Here is a 24891-nt window from a genome sequence, read left to right on the forward strand (position 1 = left end):
ACTTGGCACAAAGACCTCAAACAAATACTCTAAAAACAAGAAGAAAGTGGAAGTTCGAGCATCCTAAACTGGGACAACTGCGAGGGTAAGTAAGCTATGGAGAACATAAAGTGAATCACTGTAGGTATCGTTACGCTGGAGCAAGCGGAATAAGGCTGAAACGCTTCGACCAAAAGGTGAGGAGTCAAGCAAATGCACTCTTTTATCAGTTAATATGATTTTACTGATGTAAAATATTTAATGTTTTATCTGCACTAATTTTAAAAAGCCCGGACATTGTCCGAGCTTTTTACTAAAGCACAACCTTATCTAATATAGACTTTTCAGTCTCTACTGCCTTCTTTTCAATATCTGCCACTTCTTTGCCAAGCCTTTCAACAAACTCAGCATCTTTTATGGAGCCTAAATTGATTTTAACATTGTATAAGGCTGATAGAGCTGCTGTTCTTGCCATCATAGCCGCTACAGCTCCGTCTGTCACAGCATTTTTATTTCCGTTTTCCACCGCTTTAGCAATAATATTCATCATTTGCAGTGCATTCTTCGCAACCTCAAGGGGAACTAATGCGGCGTTTTTAAGGCCTTTCTGGATGCTGCCTTTTCTCATTTCCTTTTCCTCTTCCGTTTCCTTAGGAAGCCTGAAGGCAGCCATTACCTCATTGAAAGATTCACAATCCCTGTCTATATATTCTAAGAATTTTTTTCTATATCCATTTGCTTCATCAGCTATAGCTTCCATTTCGCCCTCAAGACCTTCATAGCCTTTTTTGCCTATGGTTAGATTCGCTACCATCGCTGTGAGGGCTGCCGCAAGGCCGGCGCTGAGAGCTGCTACACTCCCGCCTCCCGGCACCGGAGCGCTTGATGCGGTTTCTTCCAAAAAAGCTTTTATGTTTTTATCTGCTAACATAGCCTTCCTCCTTTTTTCTTATCAAAAGCTAACCTGCCGTTTTTTATTACTTTTTCTACAGTGCTCACGCCAATATGATACGGAATAAACTTATATGAGGGGAACTCCAGTATAAGCATATCACCTTTTTTACCCGGGTCAATGCTTCCTATCTCATGGGCCCTGTCAATGGCTGCCGCCCCATTTATTGTTAGAGCCGTGACAGCCTCCTCAATACCGATATTCATCTGCAGAGCCGCTAAAGCAAAAACCAAAGGAATGGATTCGCAAAAGCAGCTTCCGGGGTTGAAATCTGTGGCAAGAGCTACAGCACATCCCATATCTATCATTTTTCTTCCTCTGGCAAAACTCTCCTTGAGGCTGAAGGCGGTGCAGGGAAGCAGAGTTGCAACTACTCCTGCCTTTGACATATCCTCAATACCTCTGTCAGATACCTGGAGCAGATGGTCTGCAGATGTGGCGCCAAGCTCCGCTGCCAGCTCTCCGCCTCCAAATTGCACGATTTCATCAGCATGGAGCTTTATCTTAAATCCTAATTCCTTGGCTCTATTCTGTATCCTTCTGGTCTGCTCTATAGAAAATACATTCTTTTCACAAAATACATCTGAAAACTCCGCAAGGCTTTCCCGGGCAACCAGAGGCATCATCTCGTTTATGATATAATCCACATAATCGTCTGTTCTCCCTTTATATTCTACAGGTGTGGCATGAGCTCCCATAAAAGTGCTGATGATGTCCAGAGGATGGCCTGAATCCAGCTCCTTCATAACCTTTAATTGCTTTATCTCGGTTTCTAAATCCAGACCATAACCGCTCTTGCATTCTACTGTGGTAACGCCAAAGGAAAGCATTGAATCAAGGCGGCTCATCCCGACCTCAAGCAGCTCTTCAGTCGAAGCTTCCCTCGTTGCTTTTACTGAATTGACTATGCCTCCGCCCCTTTGCATGATGTCCATATAGCTGTCTCCGCGAAGCCTCCATGAGAACTCTTCTGCCCTATAGCCCCCAAAGACAAGATGAGTATGAGAATCCACAAATCCCGGCAATACAGCTTTGCCGGCAGCATCAATGACCTCATAGTTTTTCTCATCAAAGCTTTTAAGTATTTCGTCATTTTTCCCTACCGCTTTAATCCGTCCTTCTTCTATAACCACTGCGCCATCTTCAATTATGTGCAAATCAGACATGTCTCTGCCCTGCTTTGCCTTAAAGCCGCTGCAAGTAACTATTTCTTTAGCATTCTTTATCAGCGTGTTATTTTTTTCCATAATTATGCACCATCACTTTTTCAATGCTCTTTCCACTGCATTCTTAACCAGCTCTTCCTTTGGTATAAAGGGCAGGGTTATGTGGTCCTTGCCTTCTTGAGTCTTATTATATTCAATAGATGTGGTTATAGAATTCTCATTTCTTGCCCAGGCTCTCCTTGCTACTCCGCCCATGACATCCCAAAGCATCGCATCCTTGATTATATTGTCTATTCTTTCGCTTCCATCTAAGACCAAACCAAAGCCGCCATTGATGGCCTTTCCAATACCTACTCCACCGCCATTATGAAGGGCAACCAGGCTCATTCCTCTCGCAGCATTGCCTGCAAAGCACTGGACAGCCATATCGGCCATGATATTGCTTCCGTCCTTGATATTGGAAGTCTCCCTGAACGGAGAATCAGTACCGCTTACATCATGATGGTCACGGCCAAGCATCACAGGACCTATCTCGCCTTTTCTTACCAATTCATTAAATCTTAGCGCAATCCTTGTTCTTCCCCAGGCATCCTGATAGAGTATTCTAGCCTGGGTTCCTACAACCAGCTTGTTCTTTTCAGCATCTCTTATCCATACCCAATTGTCTCTGTCCTGGGCTCTTCTGTTTGGATCGATGCAATCCATTGCAGCATGATCTGTCTTTATAAGGTCTTCATGCTTTCCGCTCAAGCATACCCATCTGAAGGGTCCATAGCCATAATCGAAAAGCTCAGGCCCCATTATATCCTCTACATATGATGGGAATATAAATCCATCTTTTTCATCTACTCCGTTTTTAGCAATTTCAACTACTCCTGCATCATAGACAGCTTTCATAAATGAATTTCCATAATCAAAGAAATATGAGCCTCTGTTTACAAGCTCCTTTATGAGCTGGAAGTGATGCTGCAGGCTTTTATCTACAAGAGTGCAGAACTTCTCTCGATCTGCTTTAAGCATCTGAGTTCTTTCTTCAAAGGTAAGTCCCTGCGGGCAATAGCCTCCATCATATGGTGCATGGCATGAAGTCTGATCTGAAAGGAGATGTATATGAATATTGTTCTTAACCGCATATTCCAGAAGATCCACAATATTTCCATGGTAAGCTATGGATATAGGTTCCTTTCTTTGCATGTATTCGGCAGCTGTTTTGAATACCTCTCCCAGGTCTGCAGATACCTTGCTCACCCATCCCTGATCATGCCTTGTTTCGATCCTGGAATAATCCACCTCTGCAACTATTCCCACACCATTAGCAATTTCTATTGCTTTGGGCTGAGCGCCGCTCATGCCCCCAAGGCCCGAAGTAACAAATAGATATCCGCTAAGATCTTCGTCTGCCCCTATGCCAAGTTTTTTCCTTCCTGCATTAAGAATGGTATTAAAGGTGCCATGCACTATCCCTTGAGGTCCAATATACATCCAGCCGCCGGCTGTCATCTGTCCGTAGTTTGCAACGCCCATCTGCATTGCATAATGCCAATCCTTGTTGTTATCGAACATGCCTACCATAAGTGCATTAGTGATGATCACTCTTGGGTCTGTAGGCTTTGAATGAAAAAGTCCAAGAGGATGGCCTGATTCGATTACCAGAGTATGATGATCAGTCAATACCTCCAGATATTTCTTTATAAGCCTGTATTGCATCCAGTTCTGGCATACCTGCCCAGTCTCGCCGTAAGTCACCAGCTCATAAGGATATAGAGCTGTTTCAAAGTCCAAATTATTGTCAATCATTACTTGAAAAGCTTTGCCTTCTATGCAGTTTCCTTTGTATTCTTCGATAGGCTTTCCGTAAATCCTTCCTTGAGGTCTGAAACGATAACCATAAATCCTTCCTCTTGTAACCAATTCCTCCATAAACTCAGGAGCCAGTTTTTCATGAAGCTCTTCCGGAACATATCTGAGTGCATTCTTCAGAGCAATTTCTGCCTGCTCCTTTGTTAAAGTAAAGCCTCGATCCGGAGCTCTCCTTATGCCTTCAACAAAAATAGGCATTTTGGGCAATTCATTATCCAGCTTTATTGTCATAGCGCCGGAAATATCATAATTTGTAGACATGACAGTCCCTCCTACCTTTTTATTTAAAAATATTTATTAAATCCCGATATCACTGCACACTGTCAATATTATATCATTTTTATGCAATAAAGACCTCTATTGGGAGTTTTAATGAAATTATACTTCCCTATGCATTACAAAATAATCATAATATTGAGAATTTAAAAAGATTACCTTATCTATGATTATAACTGCTGAACGTCATAAAAACGTCAAATATTAAAACAGGAGGTATTTCACCTCCTACTTCTTTAATCCCTCTCTGTCAACTATTTCGCTCAAAACCTCCGCAGCAGCAAAGATAATGGGGCTGCACCTTATTTCATCATTCCTGTACAATTCTTTTAGCTTTTTACAATTATCTGTTGATAGCTTGTCTTTAAATTTCTGAAAAAACTCTTTTGTAAGCTCCTTTATCTTATCACTTTCATGAGCCCTATCCTCAACATATAGTATTCCCAACACTGCCAGTGCACCTGTTAGGGCACCGCAGGTCTCTTCAATTGCCATACCGCCTCCAAAGGCCGCCATGGTCTTTAATGCTTTCTTATCAAGATTTAATCCGTAAGCTTCATTGGCTGCGTACAATATTGTTTCAGCACAATTCAAGTCATAGCTTTTGTCATAGTATTTTTTTACAGCATTCGCCAACATTACAGTTTCCCCCTTATATATTGCCTCCAAATTCTTATAATAAAATTAACACTTTTTTTTCTTTAGTACAAGAATATTTTTCTGCATAACCTCTCTTTCAAGAAATTATCAACCCCAGGTATTTCGAGAACTAGTGGCTTACCTCCAACTGCTACTACTCAAGAGATCAATAAAAAGAAAAGGCAGGGTATAAAGCTCTGCTCTATCTTTGCTCCGCAAACATATTGAGTATGTCTATTTGATATTTGTCATTGACTTCTTTCAGGCGCTTTATGCCTTCTTCACAATAATCAATCCTGTTCATATTAAGATATGCGATAAAAATCTGGTTTAGCTTATTGTTGGACTCCATTTTGTATCTGATCTCTGCTTTTATTCTATATATAAGACCTATTTCATAAGGATTCTTTATTTTATCCGAATATTGGTCAGCCCTTTTCAGACTTTCTATAGCTTCCTTATAATTGCCCTCAGCTATAAGAAGGAGAGCCATATACCCTTCAGCTGTACCTCTTCCCCATATAGAATCCACCTTTTTATATGTTTCAAAGGCGCGCATGAAATAACTTTTAGCTCTGATATAATCACCTGCATCAAAGGCTGCTTGCCCTGCATTTGTACAGAAGGTTGCTAAGCTGCTGCCCGCCATTTTACTTTCGCATAAGGATATGGCTTTGTCATAGTATTCCAAGGAGCTTTGAAACCTCATATTATATCTTCTTATATCTCCCAGATAGCTGTATGCTGCTGCAATATGCATGGAGTATTTATCCTTGCAATTTTCAATGGATAAAAATCTATTTATGCATTGTTTAAGCAAATCCTCTGCCTGTTCATATTCTTTGTTCATTATCTTGTACAATCCATAAAGTCTTAGAAACATTCCGATATCAGCATTCAAGCTATATTCTCTTGCCATTTTCAAGCCTGCTTCTACATTCTCCTTCATAATCTGCATGTCCCTGGTTTGTATCCCGTAATAAATCATCTGTCTGTATCCTTTTAAGGCATAATCTATCTCGCCAACCCTAAGAGAGCTGCTGATCATATCCTTTATAAGCTTTATTCCCCGCTCATATTGGCCCTGCCTTATAAGATACCTTCCCTTCATATGGTAAAATGCTATTTCAAGCAGGGTTATCTGATCCATGATAGGATAGGATTCCTTTAGCTTTACAAGCTGCTCTTCAATATTGCTTAAATATTTTAAGCTGTCTTCCGTAGTAAGATAAGGATGATAAATGTCTATATTGTAATTTCCATACAATGTTGGAAAAAGCTCATGGCTGAAATCAAGATAAAAATTCGCTGTCTTTATGTTATATTTCAAAGCTGATTCCATATCACCGCTTTTTGAAAAATGATAAATCAGCTTAGGATACAGAACAATATCCCTGTCATCACCAACTAGCCGGGTTTCAAGAATTCGTCCTATTCTATTATGAAGTACCTGCTTACGGCTGGCAGATTGTATATTGTATATAAATTCTCTGAGTTTTTGATGTGTGAATATTATGCTTGGGGACGACTTGTTATCTATCTCTTTTATAATAAATCGATTTTTTAAGTCATCGAGTATGTCCAGAAGCTTCAGTTTATCCACACCGCTGATCTCTGCCAGTACCTCAATAGATATTTCATCAAAAAACATGGATGAGATGTTGAGTATCTTTACCCCTTCTTCGTTTATTCCGATAAACCTGCTTTTCAATATATCTGTCATTCTCGCAGACATCATATCCATCTCTCTATTTTCACGCAAAGAGTTAATACATTCCACTATAAAAAATGTATTGCCTTCTGTTTCTTTATAGATATTTTCATAAATAGCATTTTTGAAGTTATAATCCGGTAACGCTCTCCTTGCAAACTCGGTGACTTCATCTTTTGTAAACCTGTCAAGCTCAATTTTGTTTAATCTGTTGTGCTTTACCATCTCAACAATAAAATCCTCTACTCTTTGTGAGCGGCCGTTTCTGCATGCCGCAATAACCACAACACCTTCGGTAAGATGCAGCAATATGCCCGATAGAAGTGATATGCTCAAATTATCCATCCATTGTATATCATCAAATACAACAATGGTCTTTTTTAATTTTGAGATCTTGCTAAGCAAACTTATTATTGTCTCTTCCAACATTTTAAGTCTCAATAGATTTGCCTTGATATTAATGGCTGGCTCAGATTTTTCATCATAGGATGCAAAAGAAGGAAAAAAAGCCTCCAATATATCTCTCCATGCAAATGGAAGCTTAAGCCTTTCTTCCCCAATTATATTGAGCATTTTACTCAAAATACCGTTCCAAGGCCTTAGGGGGAATTCCTCTTCCGCCTGGTAACAGTTTGATTCCATTATAAAGTTATCATCTTGCCTGATTTCCTCAAGGAATTTATCTTTTAGTGCTGTTTTTCCTATCCCTGCTTCCCCTATAATCAATATTGAATTATAATCCCTTCCGCTTTTAAATCTGTCATAGTTGCTGTGGAGTTCAGCAAGCTCCTGCTCCCTCCCGTAAAATATTCTTTTACCTTTGTCTATCCTTTCTATTTTAGCGCTGCTTCTTCTCTCTTGTATGTTCTGAAAAAGTTCTCTGCTCTTAATATCCGGAACGATTCCTAAATCCCTTTCTAATATCTCTAAAAGCCTATTATATATATCTGCGGCTTTATTATACATATTCATTTCAGCAAAAGCCTTCATAAGCACTCTATATGCCTTTTCGTCATATTCATCAATTTCAATAAGCCGCCTCGCACATTGTTCCGCACTTTGGTAATCTCTGTATGTAAAATCTTCTTTGATCTTCTTATATAGCTTTTGAACATAAAGGCTTTTATATTTCTCCCTGGAACTCATTATCCAATCCTCAAAAACTTCCTCGTCCTTCACTGCAAAACCCTGTAAAAAGTCTCCTGTATATGCATCAATCCATTCATCATCGCTTAAAAGCCTGTCCAGATCTAAAGAGATTTGGACTTCAGGATTGAGCGTTACTAGGTCCCTGTTTGGAGATATGATTATGTCCCTGTCAAGACTCTTCTTTATATAGTAAAGAGCATTTCTTACATTCTTTCTTCCTGTCTGAGCATTGGCATCCGGCCACAACAAGCTGGATAATTCCTCTCTTGCAGCTTCTTTATTTACAACGATATAATAGAAAAGCGCCTCAATTTTTCTAGATGGAAAAACAATTCTTGTATCTTCTCTGGTTACAGACGGAGTACTAAAGAGCTTTACATTTATTGGCTCCATAAGCTCACCTCTCTATGAATAAGCCTTTAAGATATTATACCTCATCATCTGGTTAAAACAAAAATTTATTGCTTCCTATGGCTTATAAAAAAACCCAGACGTTATGTCCGAGTTTTTTTTGCAGAATTTCTCTTTTTTCTCTATTCACTCCATCATTCTTGTCTCAAGAACCTGGTCTATAGTAAAATTCTCCACACCAAGATAATAAACAGCCGTATCGATCAAAGCTTCCATTGGAATAGTCCCTACTATCTCACTTCCTATAGGATGAGCTCCAAATCTTCTAGCTTCAATCTTAATCAATTCATACGCTCTGTAGAGAGCTGTTTTTGTGTAATCAGTCATATTCATGGAAACCTGAGCTATACCCTTGTCTGATAAATCAATGGCTATTGCTTTGCAAAATCTTAAGCCTCCATTGAGATGCCTAATATTCTTCGCAATCTGTGCTGCAATTTCCTTGTTATTAGTACTCAAATTTACATTAAAGGCAACAAGAGGCATCCTCGCTCCAATAGCGGTTACCCCGGCAGTCGGATGAACCTTATCAGGACCAAAATCCGGCTTCCACTCAGGCTGCTGAAGCTTTTCCGCCATCCCTTCAAATTGTCCTTTTCTGACTGTTGCAAGGTTTTCCCTCTCTGGGCTTGCTGCAGATTTTTCATATAAGAATATAGGTATATTATATCTTTCGGCAGCTTCTTTTGCTACTTCCTTTGAAAACTCTATGACTTCAGTCATGCTTACATTTCTAACAGGAATAAAAGGAATTACATCTGTTGCGCCCATTCTCGGATGCTCTCCTGTATGTTTCGTCATGTCTATAATCGAAGCTGCTGTTCCCATGGCTTCAATGACTGCAGTTTTGACTGGTTCCATTTCTCCTACTATAGTAACAACAAGCCTGTTATGACTTTCATCCGCTGAATAATCAAGAAGCTTAACTCCGTTCTTGCCTCTGAAGGAATCCATAATTTTTTCTATTTTTCCCTTATCTCTTCCTTCGCTAAAATTAGGCACGCATTCAATAAGTTTTTTGTTAGTGATCATATAAAAACCGCCTTTCTTAAAATAATCCTGTAACCATACCATTTTCGTCTATATCTATAAGCTCTGCTGCCGGAACTTTAGGCAGCCCCGGCATTGTCATGATATCGCCTGTAAGACATACAATAAACCCGGCCCCTGCTGACACCCTAATCTCATTAACAGTAATTTCAAAGCCTTTGGGAGCGCCAAGAAGCTGTGGATTATCCGAGAGCGAATATTGTGTTTTAGCCATACATATTGGCAGCTTGTCCATACCCAGTTCTTCAAGCCTCTTCATTTCTTTTATTGCTTTTGCTGAGAACTTAACGCCGCTCCCTCCATAAATCTCCTTAACTATTGTCCCTATCTTATCAGATATTGAAGCCTCAGTTTCATATATAGGCTTATAGCATGATTTTTCATGTTCAATAAGGCTGATAAGCTTTTCCGCCATTTCAATTCCGCCTTGTCCGCCTTTTTCCCACACTTCATTTAAAGCAGCTTCAACCCCATATTCTTTGCACTTTCTAAGCAAAAGCCGTATCTCAGCCTCCGTATCCATTGCAAAACGATTTATCCCCACCATAACAGGCACACCGAATTTCCTTATATTTTCGATTTGCTTTGCAAGGTTTTCAAAGCCTTTATTAAGAGTATCCAGATTTTCCTTGCTAAGTTCGCCCTTTGCTGTCCCTCCATGCATCTTTAGAGCGCGTATCGTTGCAACTATGACAACTGCTGAAGGCTTAAGGTCTCCATATCTGCATTTTATATCAAGAAATTTTTCTGCGCCAAGGTCTGCGCCAAAACCTGCTTCTGTCACTAGATAATCAGCTAATTTAAGCCCCAGCTTGGTAGCTATTATGCTGTTGCAGCCATGCGCAATATTGGCAAAAGGCCCTCCATGTATAAGGGCCGGAGTATTTTCAAGGGTTTGTACAAGGTTAGGCTTGATAGCGTCTTTAAGAAGCAGCAGCATAGCTCCATCAACTTTTAAATCCTTTACAGTGACAGGCTGACCATCCATATTATAAGCTACTATTATTTTCCCTAACCTATTTTTCAGATCCATCAGATTATCCGAAAGGCAAAGCACCGCCATAACTTCCGAAGCAACTGTTATTGTAAAGCCATCCTGCCTTACAAAGCCGTTGGCTTTCCCTCCAAGCCCTACAACAACCTCCCTCAATGCTCTGTCATTCATATCAAGCACTCTTTTCCAAACAATCTGTCTTGTATCAATATTTAAGGGGTTTCCTTGATGTATACTGTTATCCATTGCTGCTGACACAAGATTATTAGCAGCAGTAATAGCATGCATATCACCTGTAAAGTGCAAATTAATATCTTCCATTGGAACAACCTGGGCATATCCGCCTCCCGCGGCTCCGCCTTTCACTCCAAAAACAGGACCTAAGGATGGTTCTCTGAGGGCTATTATAGCCTTCTTGCCAATCTTATTCAGTGCTTGTCCAAGACCTACCGTAGTAGTTGATTTTCCCTCACCCGCTGGTGTAGGAGTAATGGCTGTCATTAATACAAGCTTTCCGTCCTTTTTATCTTTCAATCTATCTAATATATTGAGAGATATCTTCGCTTTGTATTTACCATATAGTTCAAGTTCATCCTCAAGTATTCCGCATTCTTTGGCTATATCACAAATGTCTTTCATTTTTGCATGCTGTGCTATTTGTATATCGCCAGGAACTTTTGTATTCATTGCCATAATCCCTCCCATAAAAATTAAATCGTTCATATCTCTATTGTATTTTTCAGGCGTCCTATAAACGTCAATAAGTTGAAAAATCATAACATTTTAAAACAGTTTATCCATAAAACAAAAACGGTTCCAGAACATCTGGAACCGTTTTTGTTTTATGCATTTATTATTTTTTTGTCTTTCTCATTTACTTTTTCTTTGCCTTTTTTAAACATTGCTATTCCTGTAAATCCATAAATCATTGAAATAATCGGAACGCTCCAGTTCATTATTACATATGGAGCATATTCTAATGTTGAGACTCCTAATGTGCCTGCAAAGAAAGTAGCTCCAATTGTCCAAGGGATCAAACAATCTGTTAAGGTTCCTGCGTCTTCCAAAACCCTCGATTGAACGCATGGTTGCAAATTCATTTTATCGTATGTACTTTGAAACATCTTTCCAGGTATGATTATTCCCATATACTGAGTGCCCATCATTGCATCTCCTAATATGCACATAAGCAGATTGCTTGCTATAAGTTTCCCAACGCTATTTATATATTTAATCATCTTTTCAATTATTACTTCCATAACCTGCGTTTTTTGAAGCACTCCGCCAAAAGTAAGGGCAATTAATATTAAAGATACTGACCACATCATGCTGTTAAGCCCACCTTTGCTTAACAATTTATCTATTAATTCAACTCCGGTATTTGAGCTATAGCCATAATGCATGGCTCCTAATACCGTTTTTACTGTTACTCCCTTTTGGAAAATCATAGCCAGTATTCCTGCCAATATTGAACTCGAAAAAAGAGTAGGTATTGCAGGTCTTTTTCGTACAGCTAAAACGATTACAAGTATTGCAGGAAGTAATAAAATCACGTTCAGATTGAACTGAGCCTTCAATCCATTCATCATCATACTAATAACTTCGCTGCTTCCCTCGGATACTGAAGCATTCTTAAAGCCTAGAACAGTAAAAGCCGTCAAAGCTATAGCAGCCCCTGGTATGGTCGTCCAAAACATACTTCTTATATGATCCCAAATATCTGCACCTGCAATAGCTGAAGCAAGAATAGTAGTGTCAGACATTGGAGACATTTTATCTCCAAAATATGCACCAGTAAGTATTGAACCAGCAGTCATTGCAGGTGGTAATCCAAGCCCTGCACCAATTCCCATAAATGCAATTCCTACGGTACCTGCTGTTCCCCATGCACTGCCAGTCATTGTAGATACTAGTCCACAAATAATAGCTGAAACAACTAAAAAGAATCTGGGTGACATTAACATGAGCCCATAATATATTATTGTGGGAACTGTTCCAGACAATATCCATGTGCCTATGATAAGTCCAACTAATGCCAATATTATTGTAGGCTCAACTGCATCATTAATACCATTCTTAATTCCATCATAAATATCCTCCCATTTGTATCCATTTACCAGCCCTACAATAGCTGCTAACACAATTCCAAACATAAGGGGTATATGTGCATCAAGACCCATACCCATAATACTGACTCCCATTATAACGGCTGTTCCTAATAAAACAAATAATGCAGAACCATAAGTAGTATTTTTTTTCTTGCCTTCCATAATATGAATCCCCCTTAAACTTATTTTTTTTAAATATGCCCCAACAACGAACAACAGTTAACATATCCTTTGCATAAATGCTGCTAAATATATAGCTTACCCCCACAGGTAATTAAAATATCGGTTTCTAAAAAAGCCATCTCAATTTTAATAGGTTCGCTGCATGAGTTTTGTACATCTATACCTACTCGGATAACTCCACCAGGTTGTTTAATAGAAGTATTTATTGATTTTTTATGTTTTTGAGCAAGGCAAAGACCTACAGCTAGCGAACCTGATCCGCACCCTCTTTCAAATAGCAGTTTTCCTGTCTTTGGAACGTGTATACACGGATTTATGTTTACCTCTGTTGAAGAAGCGCTATATGGTATTACTCCTATTGCCTTTGCTTTAATCTCCGCAGCAATATGTTTTACCAATTCACTAATGAATTCAGCTTCATATTGGTTAAGCCCTGCTTCCAGTATTAGATGAGTTATACCAGGTAAGCTAACAAGTTTTCCTATTATTTTATGATTTCTGAATGTAGATTGATAGTCAATGATTTGATACTCTATAGGCATGTATGCTTTAACTTTATATAAGTTGTTTTGTATTTTTTTTACACTGCAGTGCACAAGTGAATTTAACCCAGAAGATTCTAGACTGAACTCCATCTTATCAGAATAACCTAACCAACTTACAAGAGCTGCAGCTGACATAATTCCATCACCACAAAATTCCCCGGCTGGCATCTCTAACCTTAGTATTGCCTCCTTTCCATTAGGTTTTTTAATAAAGCCTACCTGTTCCGCATTTATGTGCGTATATGTTATTATTTTACTTACTACCTCTGGATAATTATTAGAATCAACATAATTTGTCACCAATACGGTTGTATTCTCTGCAGGACTCAATTTAACAAAATTCAATTCCATAGGTTTGAGCTCTTCAACATTATCTGTTTTATGGATCAGTTGCGTTTTGACTGCCTCTTTTATATTCGATAGGTTTTCTGGCAATTAATTATGCCTCCCTTATTCTTTTATTGATGGTTTAGGATGTTACAAAATGCTTAACCTTTAATAACTTCAAGTAGTTCAAATAGTTATTTTTAAGGATTCCCTTAATCCTTTTTCAAACACAAAATTGATAAAACTTTAATATTTAAAAATATAGATCAAATAGGGAATCCAAAATTAATTCAATCATCTTTTTAGTTCTTATCTAACTTCTTATTTAAGCTTGCCTATAGCTTCCTCTACTGCCTTTAATATTTCACCTTTCTTAACAAGTTCAATTGCCGGTGTAGATTGACTTGGCATATAGGTGTCACAATATGCAGCTTTTACGTCTTTTCTTATTCTTTCAAAGGCTGCGCTTGTACCATTTCCAAGCTTAAATTGTCCCAGTTGCTCTTCGGTAAGCGAAATAGCCTCTGCTGCTATTAGATACTCAATTCCTAATATCTTTGCAACGTTATCTATAACCATCTTAGCCTTCCTTGCAGCCCATGGAGCCATGCTTACGTGGTCTTCCTGGTTGCTCTTAGTGGGTATAGAATCTACACTTGCAGGGAAGCATAGTGTCTTATTTTCAGAAGCTAATGCCGAAGCTGAGCACGCAATTATTGCATATCCGTAATTAAGTCCTGCGGGATTTCCTGCTAAGTTTGCAGGTAAACCATAGCTTAATGTTGGGTCCAATAGATTAAAGCTTCTTCTTTCAGAAATATTGCCAAGTTCTGATACTGACATACTTAATATATCCATAGCAAATGCTATAGGTTCTCCATGGAAATTTCCGCCGCTATAAAACATCAATTTACCATCTTCATTCCAGAAAACTAAAGGATTGTCAGTAGCTGCATTTATTTCTTCTTCGATTATTTTATTTACATAGTCCAAATTATCCCTAACTGCGCCCTGTACCTGTGGCAGACACCTCAATGAATATACATCTTGTACTCTAGGTTTGTATTCATGATGGAGTACATCAGTTTTCAAAATAACCTTTCTAGCTTCTTCTGTTACTCTTTCACTGCCTTCTACTAGTGTTCTAATGTTTGCTGCACAATCTATTTGCCCTTTATGCTTACGTACCAGCTGAATTCTTGGATCGAAAGCTGCTGTTTCCCCTCTAACAGCTTCCAAACTAAGTGCTGCTGAAATTTCACATTCTCGTACAAGCTGCTGTGCATCGTAGCAGTTTAGTGCTGCCATACCAGTAAACATAGTAGTACCATTTATAAGTGCTAAGCAATCTTTCGCCTTTAGCTGGTATTCAATTGGAGTTATGCCTGCCCTTTTCAACGCCTCGGGAGCAGACATTCTTTCTCCCTTATAAAATGCTTCTGCTTGAGGGTATCCTACTAAAACAGATACCATATGGGCTAATGGTGCTAAATCCCCACAGGCTCCAACAGAACCTTGAATCGGAATTACCGGATGAACACCTTTATTCAGCATTTCTAAAAGTCTATCTACGACCTCCATCCTAAGTCCTGAAACACCTTGGCAAAATGCGTTTAGCCTTACTACTATTGTTGCTCTAACTACCTCTTCACTTGCAGGTTCTCCCACTCCACCACAGTGAGACATAATTATATTGTTTTGGAATGTATCATTTTGATCCATTATGACATTAAGATATTTAAGTTTACCTACTCCTGTATTAAACCCATATGTAGGTGGTGAATCTGGTGATATCCAATGCTCGTTAATATATTCTCGCACCTTAATAATTTCTCTTCTGCTTTCTTCTGCTATTTCTACTGGAGCAAAATGTCTAGCTACATTGACTACATCTTGGATAGTTAAGCTATTGCCATCTAAAATAACCTTATTCATACTTGACCCTCCTTGTTGTTTCTCTCAGCATAGATACTTTTTTCTATTGCAAATCTATACTAAGGATCATTATATTTTAACTATATTTTCATCCCATCGAAAAATCGTAAAATTATTATAAATATTTTGAAATAATCATCAATTGATTTGTATAATCATAAAAATTAAATCATCTACTGCCCTTAAAATATTTTTGAAAGTATTTCTTTTCACCTTTATAGATACCCCAGTTTCTCTTACCAGTTGGCTTTTTTTTGTCAGTTCTGAAAGTGCAAATTTAGCTATATCATCCTTAGATTCTGTCAAATTATCAAGCTTGTTAATTATCATGACTTCAGTATCAATTAATTCTATTGGCATAGGAGATACAGCCCCTACTATTATTTTGGCGACTCTATTCTCTTTATTCTGAGAATATCTTGTGGCTATATTCATAATAGGAAAATCTATTGAAGCCCTTAAGCTATATTTCTCAAATTTTGTCCAACAGTTTTCCGGCAGGTAGGGAATATAAAAACCTTTTAAAATGAAGTCATGTGTCTTTAGGAGCCCATTTCTGTCAACATGACTTTTTATAAGCTCGCTCACAGATATTCTTCTTAATCTTCCGTCAAATATTTCTGCTTCGACATCTAAACTCAATAGCGCAGGAGCTATATCCGAATAATATAAGGCTCTGCATATCTCAGATTTTGGAGCTTGATGACATATATCACCTCCTATTTTAAAACATGGAGCTAAGTTACTTCTCCAATCTTCTGATTGATTAAAATACATACACCTCCTATCCTGTAGAACATTGCCGCCTATGGTTCCTGTATTTCTTATTTGTGGGGAAGCCGCTCTTCTCGCAGCTTGAGCTAGTGCTGTAAAGGAATCTATGATAAATCTATTCTCATAGATTTCTGTCAAAGTAACCATTGAACCTATGAATATTCCTTCTTCATCTTTCTCTATCTTTTTTAATTCCATTACTTTTTCTAGGCTTATAACATTTTTAGGTTTTTTCAAATTATATTTTAATAGAGGTATATAATCTGTCCCTCCTCCTAAATAAACAGAGTCTTCATACTTTTTTTTAAAATCATAGGCACTCGGAAGGGTTTCAGGAGTAAGGTATTCGAAACTAGATTTTATCATAATAAAATCACCCCTTTTGTTTTAAATTCTTTTATATGCTGCATCCTCTAGCAATGTATGAGTGAGTTATAGGAATCTCCTTAATCTCTTCTCCTGTGGCATTGGATATTGCAATTGCTATTGCGGCAGCAACTGGAACAGTGGATAATTCTCCAACACTCTTGGCTCCAAAAGGCCCAGTTGGTTCATATCCATCAGCAATATACACATGAATCTCCGGCATATCAAGGGTTAAAGGTACTTCATAATGAAGAAGATCTGAGGATAAGACTTTTTTAGTCTTTTTATCAATTTCAATCTGTTCCATCATGGCATAACCTACACCCATACTTACTCCTCCCTGAACTTGGCCTTCCACGAGCTCAGGATTTATGGCTTTTCCTACATCTACTGCTTCAATGATATGCTTTAAACTAACACTGCCTGTAATCATATCAACAGAAACTTTGGCCCAACAAACTGCAAAAGGCGGAGGAGCTTCTTCTGCTTTATAGCTTGAACTTCCTATTATGATTACTCCTCTTTGGCCAAAAGTTATCTTTGATATGGCTTCTTTAAAAGTTAACTCTAAGTTGCCGTTAGAAGGCCTAATAACAAACCTGCGCTTCTCAAAAATAATATTTTCTTCATTGACTCCATATAATCTCGCCAATGCCTTTATTATCTTTTCTCTTGCATCCTTTACAGCTAAAAATACAGCATTACCTCCCACGTATGTTTGACTGCTGGCAAAAGTGCCAGTATCGTAGGGAGTAAATTTGGTATCAGCAGCAGTTACAGTTATATCCTTTAGATCAATCCCTAAACCTTCTGCAGCAATCTGACTAAGTATTGTTTCGCTACCCTGACCTATATCGGCAGAACCCATAAGCAAGTTTGCTGTACCATCATCATTTACCAAGATGACACTGGAGCTCATACCTTCCTTTGAGGATGGGCCAGAGGTATGGCAGCAAAATGCTGTACCCCAAGCTTCTTTTATGTTAGGATCATTGTTAGTCCTGCTTTTCGATTCTTCTTCATCTATTCTCTTTCTTATTTCTTCTCCTCCCTTTAAGCATTCTTCCGTAGCACAGCTAAGAAGAGAAGCTGTTGCAGCCGGCAGTTTATCACCAGCTTTTACGTGATTTTTCATCTTGAATTCTATAGGATCCATATTTAGCTTTTTAGCTATTGTATTAAGCATCACTTCCCTTGCAAAGGTCATCTGCGGATTTCCATATCCTCTTACCGCTCCGCTTACAGGGGAATTGGTATATACACAGTATCCTTCAAAAAGATAGTTCGGTATTCTATAGTTCACCTTCCTACTCCCTGCCGCAACCACTGTTGGCCCATGCGTTGTATATGCACCTGTATTGTAATAGGATTTAGCCTTAAATGCCTTGATGTATCCATCCTTTGTTACGCCTATCTTTAGGAATATTTTTGCGCTATGCCTTACTACCGAAGCATACATTTGCTCTTCTCTTGTATTTATGATCTTTACGGGTCTTCCAATAGCCTTTGAAAGTATAGCGCCTACATGCTGATTATGCAGTTGCTGCCTCTCACCAAAGCCGCCACCCATAATAGGCTTTATGATCCTTACGTCATTTTCAGCCATATCCATTAGCCTTGCCAATACTCGTCTTTCTTGAAAAGGGGTTTGCGAAGTACTTATTATGTTTAGCTTGCCTTCGTAAGTATAGTCACAAATACAGCTATTAGGCTCCATAGAAACATTTTGTATCATAGGTGTATAATATACATCTTCAAAAACATAGTCTGATTCTTCAAAACCTTTATCTACATCTCCCTGCTTAGCCTCTATTTTCTTTACAATATTACTATCGCTTATTTCTGGATGCAGCAGTGGCGCATCTTCTCTGAGTGCTTCATCAACATCAAATATTGTAGGTAGTTCCTCGTATTCTACTATCAATTTATCCAAGGCTTCTTTGCATACCTCTTTTGTGACTGCAGCAACTGCAGCTATACGATCACCCATACACAATGGCTGATCCGTCAATATCCTTTCATCCTCTATTAATAATGGAGAAGGAGGATTCCCCGAACAGTTAAACAGCTTATCCGGAACATCTTGCGGAAGTAGTATCTTTAATACTCCAGGTACCTTCTCCGCCTGGCTCTTGTCAATGCTTTTAACTCTAGCGTGTGCATAGGGGCTCCTTAGGATCATGCCATATACCATATCGGGTAAAACATAATCGTCTGTATATTTTGCTTGGCCTATAGCCTTCTTTACAGACTCAAATCTAGGATGTGACTTGCCCACAACCTTAAAATCATCCATATTACTTTTCCTCCATTTCAGAATCCTTTCTTTGATTATTAAGTTTATCTGCTGCATTTTTAACTGCATTTATTATCTTTGTATATCCTGTGCATCTGCACAAATTTCCTGACAAGGCTTCTTTTATCTCTAAATCAGTAGGGTTAGGATTCTTATCCAATAAACCTTTGGCAGACATAATCATTCCAGGCGTACAAAATCCACACTGTATTGCATTTTCTTCTATAAAAGCTTCTTGAATAGGATGAAGCTTTTCTCCCTCATTTAGTCCTTCTATTGTAGTTATCCTCTTGCCATCAGCCTGTATTGCCAAAAGCATGCAGGAATTGACAGCTTTTCCTTCAAGCAGTACAGTACATGCTCCACAATGTCCACTGTCACAGCCTTTTTTTGCCCCCATAAATCCAATACTTTCTCTTAAAAAATCTAAAAGCGTCAAATTAGACGGTATATAAGAGCTATACTCTTTTCCATTAATATCTATACTAATATGAGTTGTTTGATAGTCCACAAGCCTCACTCCTTCTAAATTTTCAATTATTTAGACTAATCTTACAATGTATGCGTCTGAAAATTATCAAAAATCAAAGCAATAAAAAAAGCAGCTGAAAATAAAGCAACTGCGTCACAGAGAAAAGTGCAAGCTATATCATTTATCCTTTTACTCTACCAAAAATATAACGGAAACCTTGAAAACATTGTCAATATCCTCAAACACGCATTCACCTCCATTCTTGGTAAAAGGCAAACACAATAAACGCAAGGCAGGGCGGCTGGGTAGGTCACACCTAACCAGCCGCCCTGTTTTTTTAGAGGTTACAGTTTGTTTATTGGTTGGAGCTACAGTGACAGCACTTCCCTAAATCATTTTGACAGGTATGTGCGGCACTGTCCATGTCTCCCAGCTTTTTCACTTCGCGAGGATAGATGCCCTTGTATTTTTTGAAAAGCGTTGTGAATCTACTGTGGGAGGTATATCCCACAGACTTTGCAACATCTCTTATTTCCAGTTTCGTTGTTGATAGTAATGTTTCTGCGATATTCATTCGTTTTCTTTGGGCGTATTCTGTAATGCTCATTTGATATTTTTGTTTAAAAAGATTTTTTAATTTTGTTCCGCTCATCATAGCAATCTTCTCTAAGAGTTCTTGAGGGATATCCAAAGCATAATGATCACTAATATAATTCGCTACATTTACAATTGCTTTTTCATCCGGCACAGAGATTGACTTTTCTGTTTCTTTGTTGAAATAGGCATCAAGGGTAATGCTCAACCATTCTTTCGCTTTTGCTTCGAGGAATATTTCAGCAGCAGGAGAACTCATATTGCAATTTAAGATAGAATTTGCAAGCTTTTCCAAAGGCTTTGTAACAAGCTCTCTGGTATCAAAAAAGACCTCTGAAACCGTTTTGGGGTTTGTTTCCATGTGGGAAGAAAGATAGTCTGTAATCATTTTCTTCTTGATATTGACGCCCACGCTCAAAAAGGGAAAATTTGCGTGCAGAAGGAATCTGAAATTTGTGTTTTCCATGCTCGCAACAAACATGGTATTGGCAGTCAGTGTTTGATATGGACTGAAGCACTCTCCATTGGCCGACTTAATATAGGACGAGCTGAATGTCATGAAACGGCTCATATCAGGAAAGGAATCTGCCATCTTTTCTCTTTTTATAAAAAAATCATGGATATCAATAATAAAATGTTCGGTTTCATACCACCAGTACAGCCCATCCATATCTTCATTTTGGATGTAAACCGTCTTGCCGGCATGACAGTATTTAGAGCAATTTAAGCAAGCCTCCCAACCCATCTCTTCTAAAAAATCCTGAAATCTACTCACAAACAGACCTCCAATATCGCGATTAGGTAATAACACGATTAGACATTAATGCGTCTTCTTCATTGTATATCATTTCACGAGATGATACAATAGCTCTGGATAATATTGTTGTAAATCAAAGAAAAAGTTGAATATAAACAAGATGCACATAGAAAAAAGACTTCGTTGTAATCAATAATTATGTCTAAACGAAATAATATTAGGAGGTATTGGATATGTTGAAGGTTTACAAAAAGCTGCTTCATTATGTGCCGAAAGAAAAATGGTTAGCGTATCTGGCAATCGCATTCACGGCGGTTTCCACTATGATAACCGTGTCGGCATACTATTATTTGTATGAGCTTCTTAAGGGGCTTGTCATTATGAATGAAGCGGGAGACGCATTTCATTATGCAGTTATCATAGTGGGGCTCTTGGTGGCAGGATCTCTCATTTATATGGTCTCCGTGCTTTTAGCCCATATTCTTGGTTTTAGGCTGGAAACAAACTTAAGAAAAAGAGGAATCGATGGACTGATCAGTGCCAGCTTCAAATTCTTTGATTTAAATTCATCCGGAAGAACCAGACAGCTCATTGATGACAATGCAGCGCAAACCCATAGTATTGTTGCGCACTTGATACCCGATAACGCAGGTGCGATTCTTACGCCGATATTGGTGCTGATTGTTGGATTTATGGTGGATGTAAAAGTAGGACTGGCATTGGTTTTGTTTACTGTTTTTGGTGCAGGGCAAATTATGTTGATGTCCGGAGATAAAAGCTTCATGGCCATTTATCAAGCGGCGCTGGAGAAGATGAACAGTGAAACGGTTGAGTATGTGCGTGGAATGCAAGTGGTTAAAATCTTTGGAGCTAGTGTGAATTCATTTAAAGCACTGCACAAAGCTATCATGGATTACTCGAAATATGCCCTGAATTATTCCATGAGCTGCAGAAAACCATATGTAAGATTTCAAATTATTTTTCTGGGTGCCATCGCCATTTTGACACCGTTTCTGGTTCTGTTTATGGATCTTCAATTGAACCCTGCAGTTATTGCTGTGGATTTGATTATGGTCTTATTCCTTAGCGGTGTGTTATTTAGCGGATTCATGAAAATCATGTATGTCTCTATGTATGCCTATATGGGAATATCTGCTGTAGAAAAGCTGGAAGAAATTTTTACGGATATGCAGCAGGATAAATTAGAGTTTGGGACATTGGAGAAATTTGAAAACTATGAGATAGAGTTTGACAATGTTAGTTTCGGCTACAAGGATGAAATGATTTTGGAGAATCTCAGCTTCAAACTTGAGGCAAATAAGAGCTATGCTTTGGTTGGGGCCTCCGGAAGTGGAAAGTCGACGATTGCGAAATTAATATCAGGATTTTATAAGATTCACAGCGGTGCCATAAAGATCGGCGGCAAAAGTATTTCGGATTACAGCGAGGACGCTATTACAAGAAGCATTGCTTTTGTATTCCAAGATAGCAAGTTGTTCAAAACGAGCATTTTTGAGAATGTTCAAATCGCAAATCCGAATGCAAGAAAAGAGCAAGTGCTCAAAGCTCTGCATCTCGCGGGGTGCGATGAGCTGCTTGCAAAATTCCCCTTAAAAGATCAAACCGTAATTGGCTCCAAAGGCGTATTTTTGTCGGGAGGAGAAAAACAAAGAATTGCTATTGCGAGAGCCATTTTGAAGGATGCCAATATTATCATCATGGATGAAGCAAGTGCGGCCGTTGATCCCGAAAACGAACACGAGCTGCAAAAAGCATTCAAAAATCTCATCAAGGGGAAAACTGTGATTATGATTGCGCATCGACTGAGCAGTATTAGAGCAGTTGATGAAGTGTTGGTCATGGAAAAGGGGAAAATTATAGAGCGAGGCAATGATGCTGAGTTGATGAAGGAAGACAGCAAATATAAATATTTCCAAGATCTTTACGCAAAAGCGAATGATTGGAGGGTGCGTATATGAAGAATTTATTTAAGAAGTGCTTTGCGCTGACGGATAACGGCGCAAGCGGCTTGGTGAAAGCGAGTTTTTCATCCTTTTTTGTATATATAGTCAATATGCTCCCTGCAATACTGCTGATGATTTTGTTTGATGAGCTTGTTTTGGGAAATGTGAAAAATAATGCATTTTATATAAGCTTTTCCATCGCAGTGTTGGTTATCATGTATGTACTGCTCAGGGTGGAATACAACACACTTTATAATTCCACTTACAAGGAGAGTGCTAATCTAAGGCTGGATATTGCAGATACCTTGAGTAAACTGCCTCTTTCTTATTTCTCCAAGCATAATCTATCGGATCTGTCTCAGACAATCATGGCCGATGTTGCAGCCATTGAACACGCCATGAGCCACGCGATGGCAAAAACCATTGGTTTCTTGATGTTTTTTCCTCTGGTATCTATTCTTTTGCTAAAGGGAAATTGGAAACTGGGACTGGCTGTTGTATTGCCGATTATCATAGGCTTTCTATTGATTGTTTGGTCTAAAAAAATTCAATTAAGAGAAAACATTAAGTATTACACAAAACTCAGAGATAATTCGGACAGCTTTCAGGAAGCTATCGAATTACAGCAAGAAATTAGAAGCTTTAGACTTGCGAAAAAAGCCAAACAAAACCTGTATAAAAAAATGGAAGAGGGCGAAAAAATCCACTTAAAAACTGAGCTTACAGCGGCGGTTCCCCTCCTTCTATCAGGGATTGTTGTTCAGGTTGCCTTTGCGATTGTCCTATTGGTCGGAACAGGACTGCTTTTAAAGGGAGAAATAAATATTTTATACCTCATTGGATACATTCTGGCATCCATTAAAATCAAAGAAGCAGCAGATGGAGTAAGCCAGAATATTGCAGAGCTCTATTATATTGATTCCATGATTCATCGTATCCAGGAAATTAAAAATACGGAAGTTCAAAAAGGTGAAGATAAAGAACTTTCCAATTATGATATAGAATTAAAAAATGTGTCTTTTGCTTACAATGAGGATACAAAGGTTCTCAAGAATATCAGCTTTACGGCAAATCAAAATGAAGTAACTGCCCTTGTAGGAATGTCAGGATGCGGCAAGACAAGTATTCTTCGTTTGATTTCCAGACTTTATGATTATGATAACGGAACCATAAAAATTGACGGCATGGACATCAAAGAGATTTCCACCAAATCACTGTTTGAAAAGACCTCTGTTGTTTTCCAGGATGTAACACTATTTAATACCACAATCATGGAAAATATTCGAATCGGAAATAAAACAGCATCTGATGCAGATGTCAGAGAGGCAGCCCGACTGGCCAATTGCGAAGAATTTATTGCGGGGCTTCCCGATGGATACGATACCGTAATCGGTGAAAACGGAGCGACCTTATCCGGAGGAGAAAGACAAAGGCTTTCGATCGCCAGAGCTTTTTTGAAGAATGCACCTATCATTATTTTGGATGAAATTGCTGCCTCACTGGATGTGGACAATGAGAAAAAAATCCAAGAAAGCTTGAACGAATTAACTCAAAATAAAACTGTGGTTATCATTTCCCATAGACTGAAATCCATTGAAAATGTAGATAAGATCGTTGTTATCAATGATGGAGAAGTTGAGGCATTTGGGACGCACCACGAATTAATATCCTTGTCAAAAACCTATAACAATTTGTTGGAAAAAGCAAGGCTGGCAGAAGCATTTAAATATTAATGGAGGGAAAAAGAATGAATAAAAAGTTGAATGTAAAAGATTTAATCAATGTAGGATTGTTTACTGTTTTGATTTTCATATTTACTTTTATTGGAGGCATGATTGGATTCATTCCGGTGTTAATGCCGGTTGTGCCATTTGTTGGAGGGTTGCTAGCAGGACCTGCAAGCATGTTGTTTGCAACAAAGATCAAAAAGCGCGGAATGCTTTTTATCGAACAAATGATTATTGCGATTATCTTTGTGGTAATGGGACATGGACCGTGGATGTTGCTCACAGCTGTATTGGGTGGAATCCTCGGCGAACTGATGCTGAAAAAAGGAAATTATAATAGTGTGAATCATGCAAGGACTGCGTTTACTATTGCGACTATTTCCGGACTTGGAAACTGGCTTCCGATTTTCTTTGCAAGAGATAAGTACATCGAGCAGATGTTACAGATGGGCTATGGACAAGATTATGCAACGAAAATGATGAGTGTCCTGCCCAACTGGTCCTTAATCCCTATCACGCTCCTGGGCATGCTGGGTACTTATATTGGGTGCACTATAGGAATTGCAATTCTTAAGAAACACTTTGTCAAAGCAGGGATGGCCAAGGGGGTATAGAATACGTGAGAGCTATATTAAGGCAGAAATTAGACTTTAGAA

General features: G+C 38.6%; 17 protein-coding genes. 3 read left to right on the top strand and 14 right to left on the bottom strand.

The genetic code is table 11. From position 1 onward, the window contains the following. Nucleotides 1-292 precede the first annotated feature (292 nt). The 14 genes from AC4HCY_RS14770 to AC4HCY_RS14835 form a co-directional block, all read right to left on the bottom strand. Nucleotides 293-910, bottom strand: coding sequence for a cyclodeaminase/cyclohydrolase family protein (locus tag AC4HCY_RS14770; protein ID WP_491094508.1), 618 nt, complete (start codon nucleotides 908-910; stop codon nucleotides 293-295). After that, entirely contained in the window at nucleotides 904-2178 is a 1275-nt protein-coding gene (hutI, locus tag AC4HCY_RS14775; protein WP_323430806.1) for an imidazolonepropionase, read from the bottom strand. The genes AC4HCY_RS14770 and hutI overlap by 7 nt, the downstream gene beginning before the upstream one ends. 12 nt (nucleotides 2179-2190) lie before the next feature. Further along, nucleotides 2191-4218, bottom strand: a complete 2028-nt coding sequence (gene hutU / locus AC4HCY_RS14780) for a urocanate hydratase (RefSeq protein WP_491094509.1) — start codon at nucleotides 4216-4218, stop codon at nucleotides 2191-2193. Between the two features lie 243 nt (nucleotides 4219-4461). Beyond that, on the bottom strand, nucleotides 4462-4872 hold the full coding sequence (locus AC4HCY_RS14785) for a C-GCAxxG-C-C family (seleno)protein (RefSeq protein WP_323430804.1): 411 nt from the start codon (nucleotides 4870-4872) through the stop codon (nucleotides 4462-4464). A gap of 202 nt (nucleotides 4873-5074) precedes the next feature. Beyond that, on the bottom strand, nucleotides 5075-8125 hold the full coding sequence (locus AC4HCY_RS14790) for an ATP-binding protein (RefSeq protein ID WP_491094510.1): 3051 nt from the start codon (nucleotides 8123-8125) through the stop codon (nucleotides 5075-5077). A gap of 144 nt (nucleotides 8126-8269) precedes the next feature. Further along, nucleotides 8270-9175, bottom strand: a complete 906-nt coding sequence (gene ftcD / locus AC4HCY_RS14795; protein WP_491094511.1) for a glutamate formimidoyltransferase — start codon at nucleotides 9173-9175, stop codon at nucleotides 8270-8272. Between the two features lie 16 nt (nucleotides 9176-9191). Next, the gene (locus tag AC4HCY_RS14800) at nucleotides 9192-10874 is read right to left on the bottom strand and encodes a formate--tetrahydrofolate ligase (protein WP_323430801.1); all 1683 of its coding nucleotides are present in this window, start codon (nucleotides 10872-10874) and stop codon (nucleotides 9192-9194) included. A 155-nt stretch (nucleotides 10875-11029) separates the two neighbouring features. Further along, nucleotides 11030-12457 (bottom strand): Na+/H+ antiporter NhaC, encoded by a 1428-nt coding sequence (nhaC, locus tag AC4HCY_RS14805; RefSeq protein ID WP_491094512.1) that lies wholly within the window; start codon nucleotides 12455-12457, stop codon nucleotides 11030-11032. A gap of 83 nt (nucleotides 12458-12540) precedes the next feature. Further along, nucleotides 12541-13458 carry a histidine racemase CntK family protein gene (locus AC4HCY_RS14810; RefSeq protein WP_323433167.1) on the bottom strand — a complete coding sequence of 306 codons (918 nt, stop codon included), beginning with the start codon at nucleotides 13456-13458 and terminating at the stop codon, nucleotides 12541-12543. Nucleotides 13459-13671: 213 nt separating this feature from the next. Next, nucleotides 13672-15285, bottom strand: coding sequence for a histidine ammonia-lyase (hutH, locus tag AC4HCY_RS14815; protein WP_323433168.1), 1614 nt, complete (start codon nucleotides 15283-15285; stop codon nucleotides 13672-13674). 138 nt (nucleotides 15286-15423) lie between these two features. Next, nucleotides 15424-16425, bottom strand: a complete 1002-nt coding sequence (locus AC4HCY_RS14820) for an FAD binding domain-containing protein (protein WP_323433169.1) — start codon at nucleotides 16423-16425, stop codon at nucleotides 15424-15426. 31 nt (nucleotides 16426-16456) lie between these two features. Then, complete coding sequence (locus AC4HCY_RS14825; protein ID WP_491094513.1) at nucleotides 16457-18721, bottom strand: xanthine dehydrogenase family protein molybdopterin-binding subunit; 2265 nt, start codon at nucleotides 18719-18721, stop codon at nucleotides 16457-16459. A 1-nt stretch (nucleotide 18722) separates the two neighbouring features. Next, a complete protein-coding gene (locus AC4HCY_RS14830) occupies nucleotides 18723-19232 on the bottom strand; it encodes a (2Fe-2S)-binding protein (RefSeq protein WP_323433171.1) in 510 nt (169 codons plus the stop codon). Nucleotides 19233-19548: 316 nt separating this feature from the next. Then, nucleotides 19549-20562, bottom strand: coding sequence for a helix-turn-helix domain-containing protein (locus AC4HCY_RS14835; protein WP_323433172.1), 1014 nt, complete (start codon nucleotides 20560-20562; stop codon nucleotides 19549-19551). Nucleotides 20563-20780: 218 nt separating this feature from the next. On the opposite strand from AC4HCY_RS14835, the gene AC4HCY_RS14840 reads away from it, so the two are divergent. Genes AC4HCY_RS14840 through AC4HCY_RS14850 form a run of 3 tightly spaced genes read left to right on the top strand, consistent with a single transcriptional unit; the run spans nucleotide 20781 to nucleotide 24849 of the window. Next, nucleotides 20781-22523: an ABC transporter ATP-binding protein gene (locus AC4HCY_RS14840; RefSeq protein ID WP_491096131.1), complete on the top strand. Its 1743-nt coding sequence runs from the start codon at nucleotides 20781-20783 to the stop codon at nucleotides 22521-22523. Then, on the top strand, nucleotides 22520-24241 hold the full coding sequence (locus AC4HCY_RS14845; protein WP_491094514.1) for an ABC transporter ATP-binding protein: 1722 nt from the start codon (nucleotides 22520-22522) through the stop codon (nucleotides 24239-24241). Before AC4HCY_RS14840 ends, AC4HCY_RS14845 begins: the two co-directional genes overlap by 4 nt. A 14-nt stretch (nucleotides 24242-24255) precedes the next feature. Then, nucleotides 24256-24849, top strand: coding sequence for an MptD family putative ECF transporter S component (locus tag AC4HCY_RS14850; RefSeq protein WP_323430715.1), 594 nt, complete (start codon nucleotides 24256-24258; stop codon nucleotides 24847-24849). The last annotated feature ends 42 nt before the right edge of the window (nucleotides 24850-24891 follow it).

The sequence above is a fragment of the Lutispora sp. QWL-02 genome, from assembly GCF_058315355.1.

What these genes read in the sequence shown, in the direction of transcription:
- AC4HCY_RS14770 (WP_491094508.1), bottom strand. Translation starts at nt 910, where the DNA reads ATGTTAGCAGATAAAAACATAAAAGCTTTTTTGGAAGAAACCGCATCA.
- hutI (WP_323430806.1), bottom strand. Translation starts at nt 2,178, where the DNA reads ATGGAAAAAAATAACACGCTGATAAAGAATGCTAAAGAAATAGTTACT.
- hutU (WP_491094509.1), bottom strand. Translation starts at nt 4,218, where the DNA reads ATGTCTACAAATTATGATATTTCCGGCGCTATGACAATAAAGCTGGAT.
- AC4HCY_RS14785 (WP_323430804.1), bottom strand. Translation starts at nt 4,872, where the DNA reads ATGTTGGCGAATGCTGTAAAAAAATACTATGACAAAAGCTATGACTTG.
- AC4HCY_RS14790 (WP_491094510.1), bottom strand. Translation starts at nt 8,125, where the DNA reads ATGGAGCCAATAAATGTAAAGCTCTTTAGTACTCCGTCTGTAACCAGA.
- ftcD (WP_491094511.1), bottom strand. Translation starts at nt 9,175, where the DNA reads ATGATCACTAACAAAAAACTTATTGAATGCGTGCCTAATTTTAGCGAA.
- AC4HCY_RS14800 (WP_323430801.1), bottom strand. Translation starts at nt 10,874, where the DNA reads ATGAATACAAAAGTTCCTGGCGATATACAAATAGCACAGCATGCAAAA.
- nhaC (WP_491094512.1), bottom strand. Translation starts at nt 12,457, where the DNA reads ATGGAAGGCAAGAAAAAAAATACTACTTATGGTTCTGCATTATTTGTT.
- hutH (WP_323433168.1), bottom strand. Translation starts at nt 15,285, where the DNA reads ATGAATAAGGTTATTTTAGATGGCAATAGCTTAACTATCCAAGATGTA.
- AC4HCY_RS14820 (WP_323433169.1), bottom strand. Translation starts at nt 16,425, where the DNA reads ATGATAAAATCTAGTTTCGAATACCTTACTCCTGAAACCCTTCCGAGT.
- AC4HCY_RS14825 (WP_491094513.1), bottom strand. Translation starts at nt 18,721, where the DNA reads ATGGATGATTTTAAGGTTGTGGGCAAGTCACATCCTAGATTTGAGTCT.
- AC4HCY_RS14845 (WP_491094514.1), top strand. Translation starts at nt 22,520, where the DNA reads ATGAAGAATTTATTTAAGAAGTGCTTTGCGCTGACGGATAACGGCGCA.
- AC4HCY_RS14850 (WP_323430715.1), top strand. Translation starts at nt 24,256, where the DNA reads ATGAATAAAAAGTTGAATGTAAAAGATTTAATCAATGTAGGATTGTTT.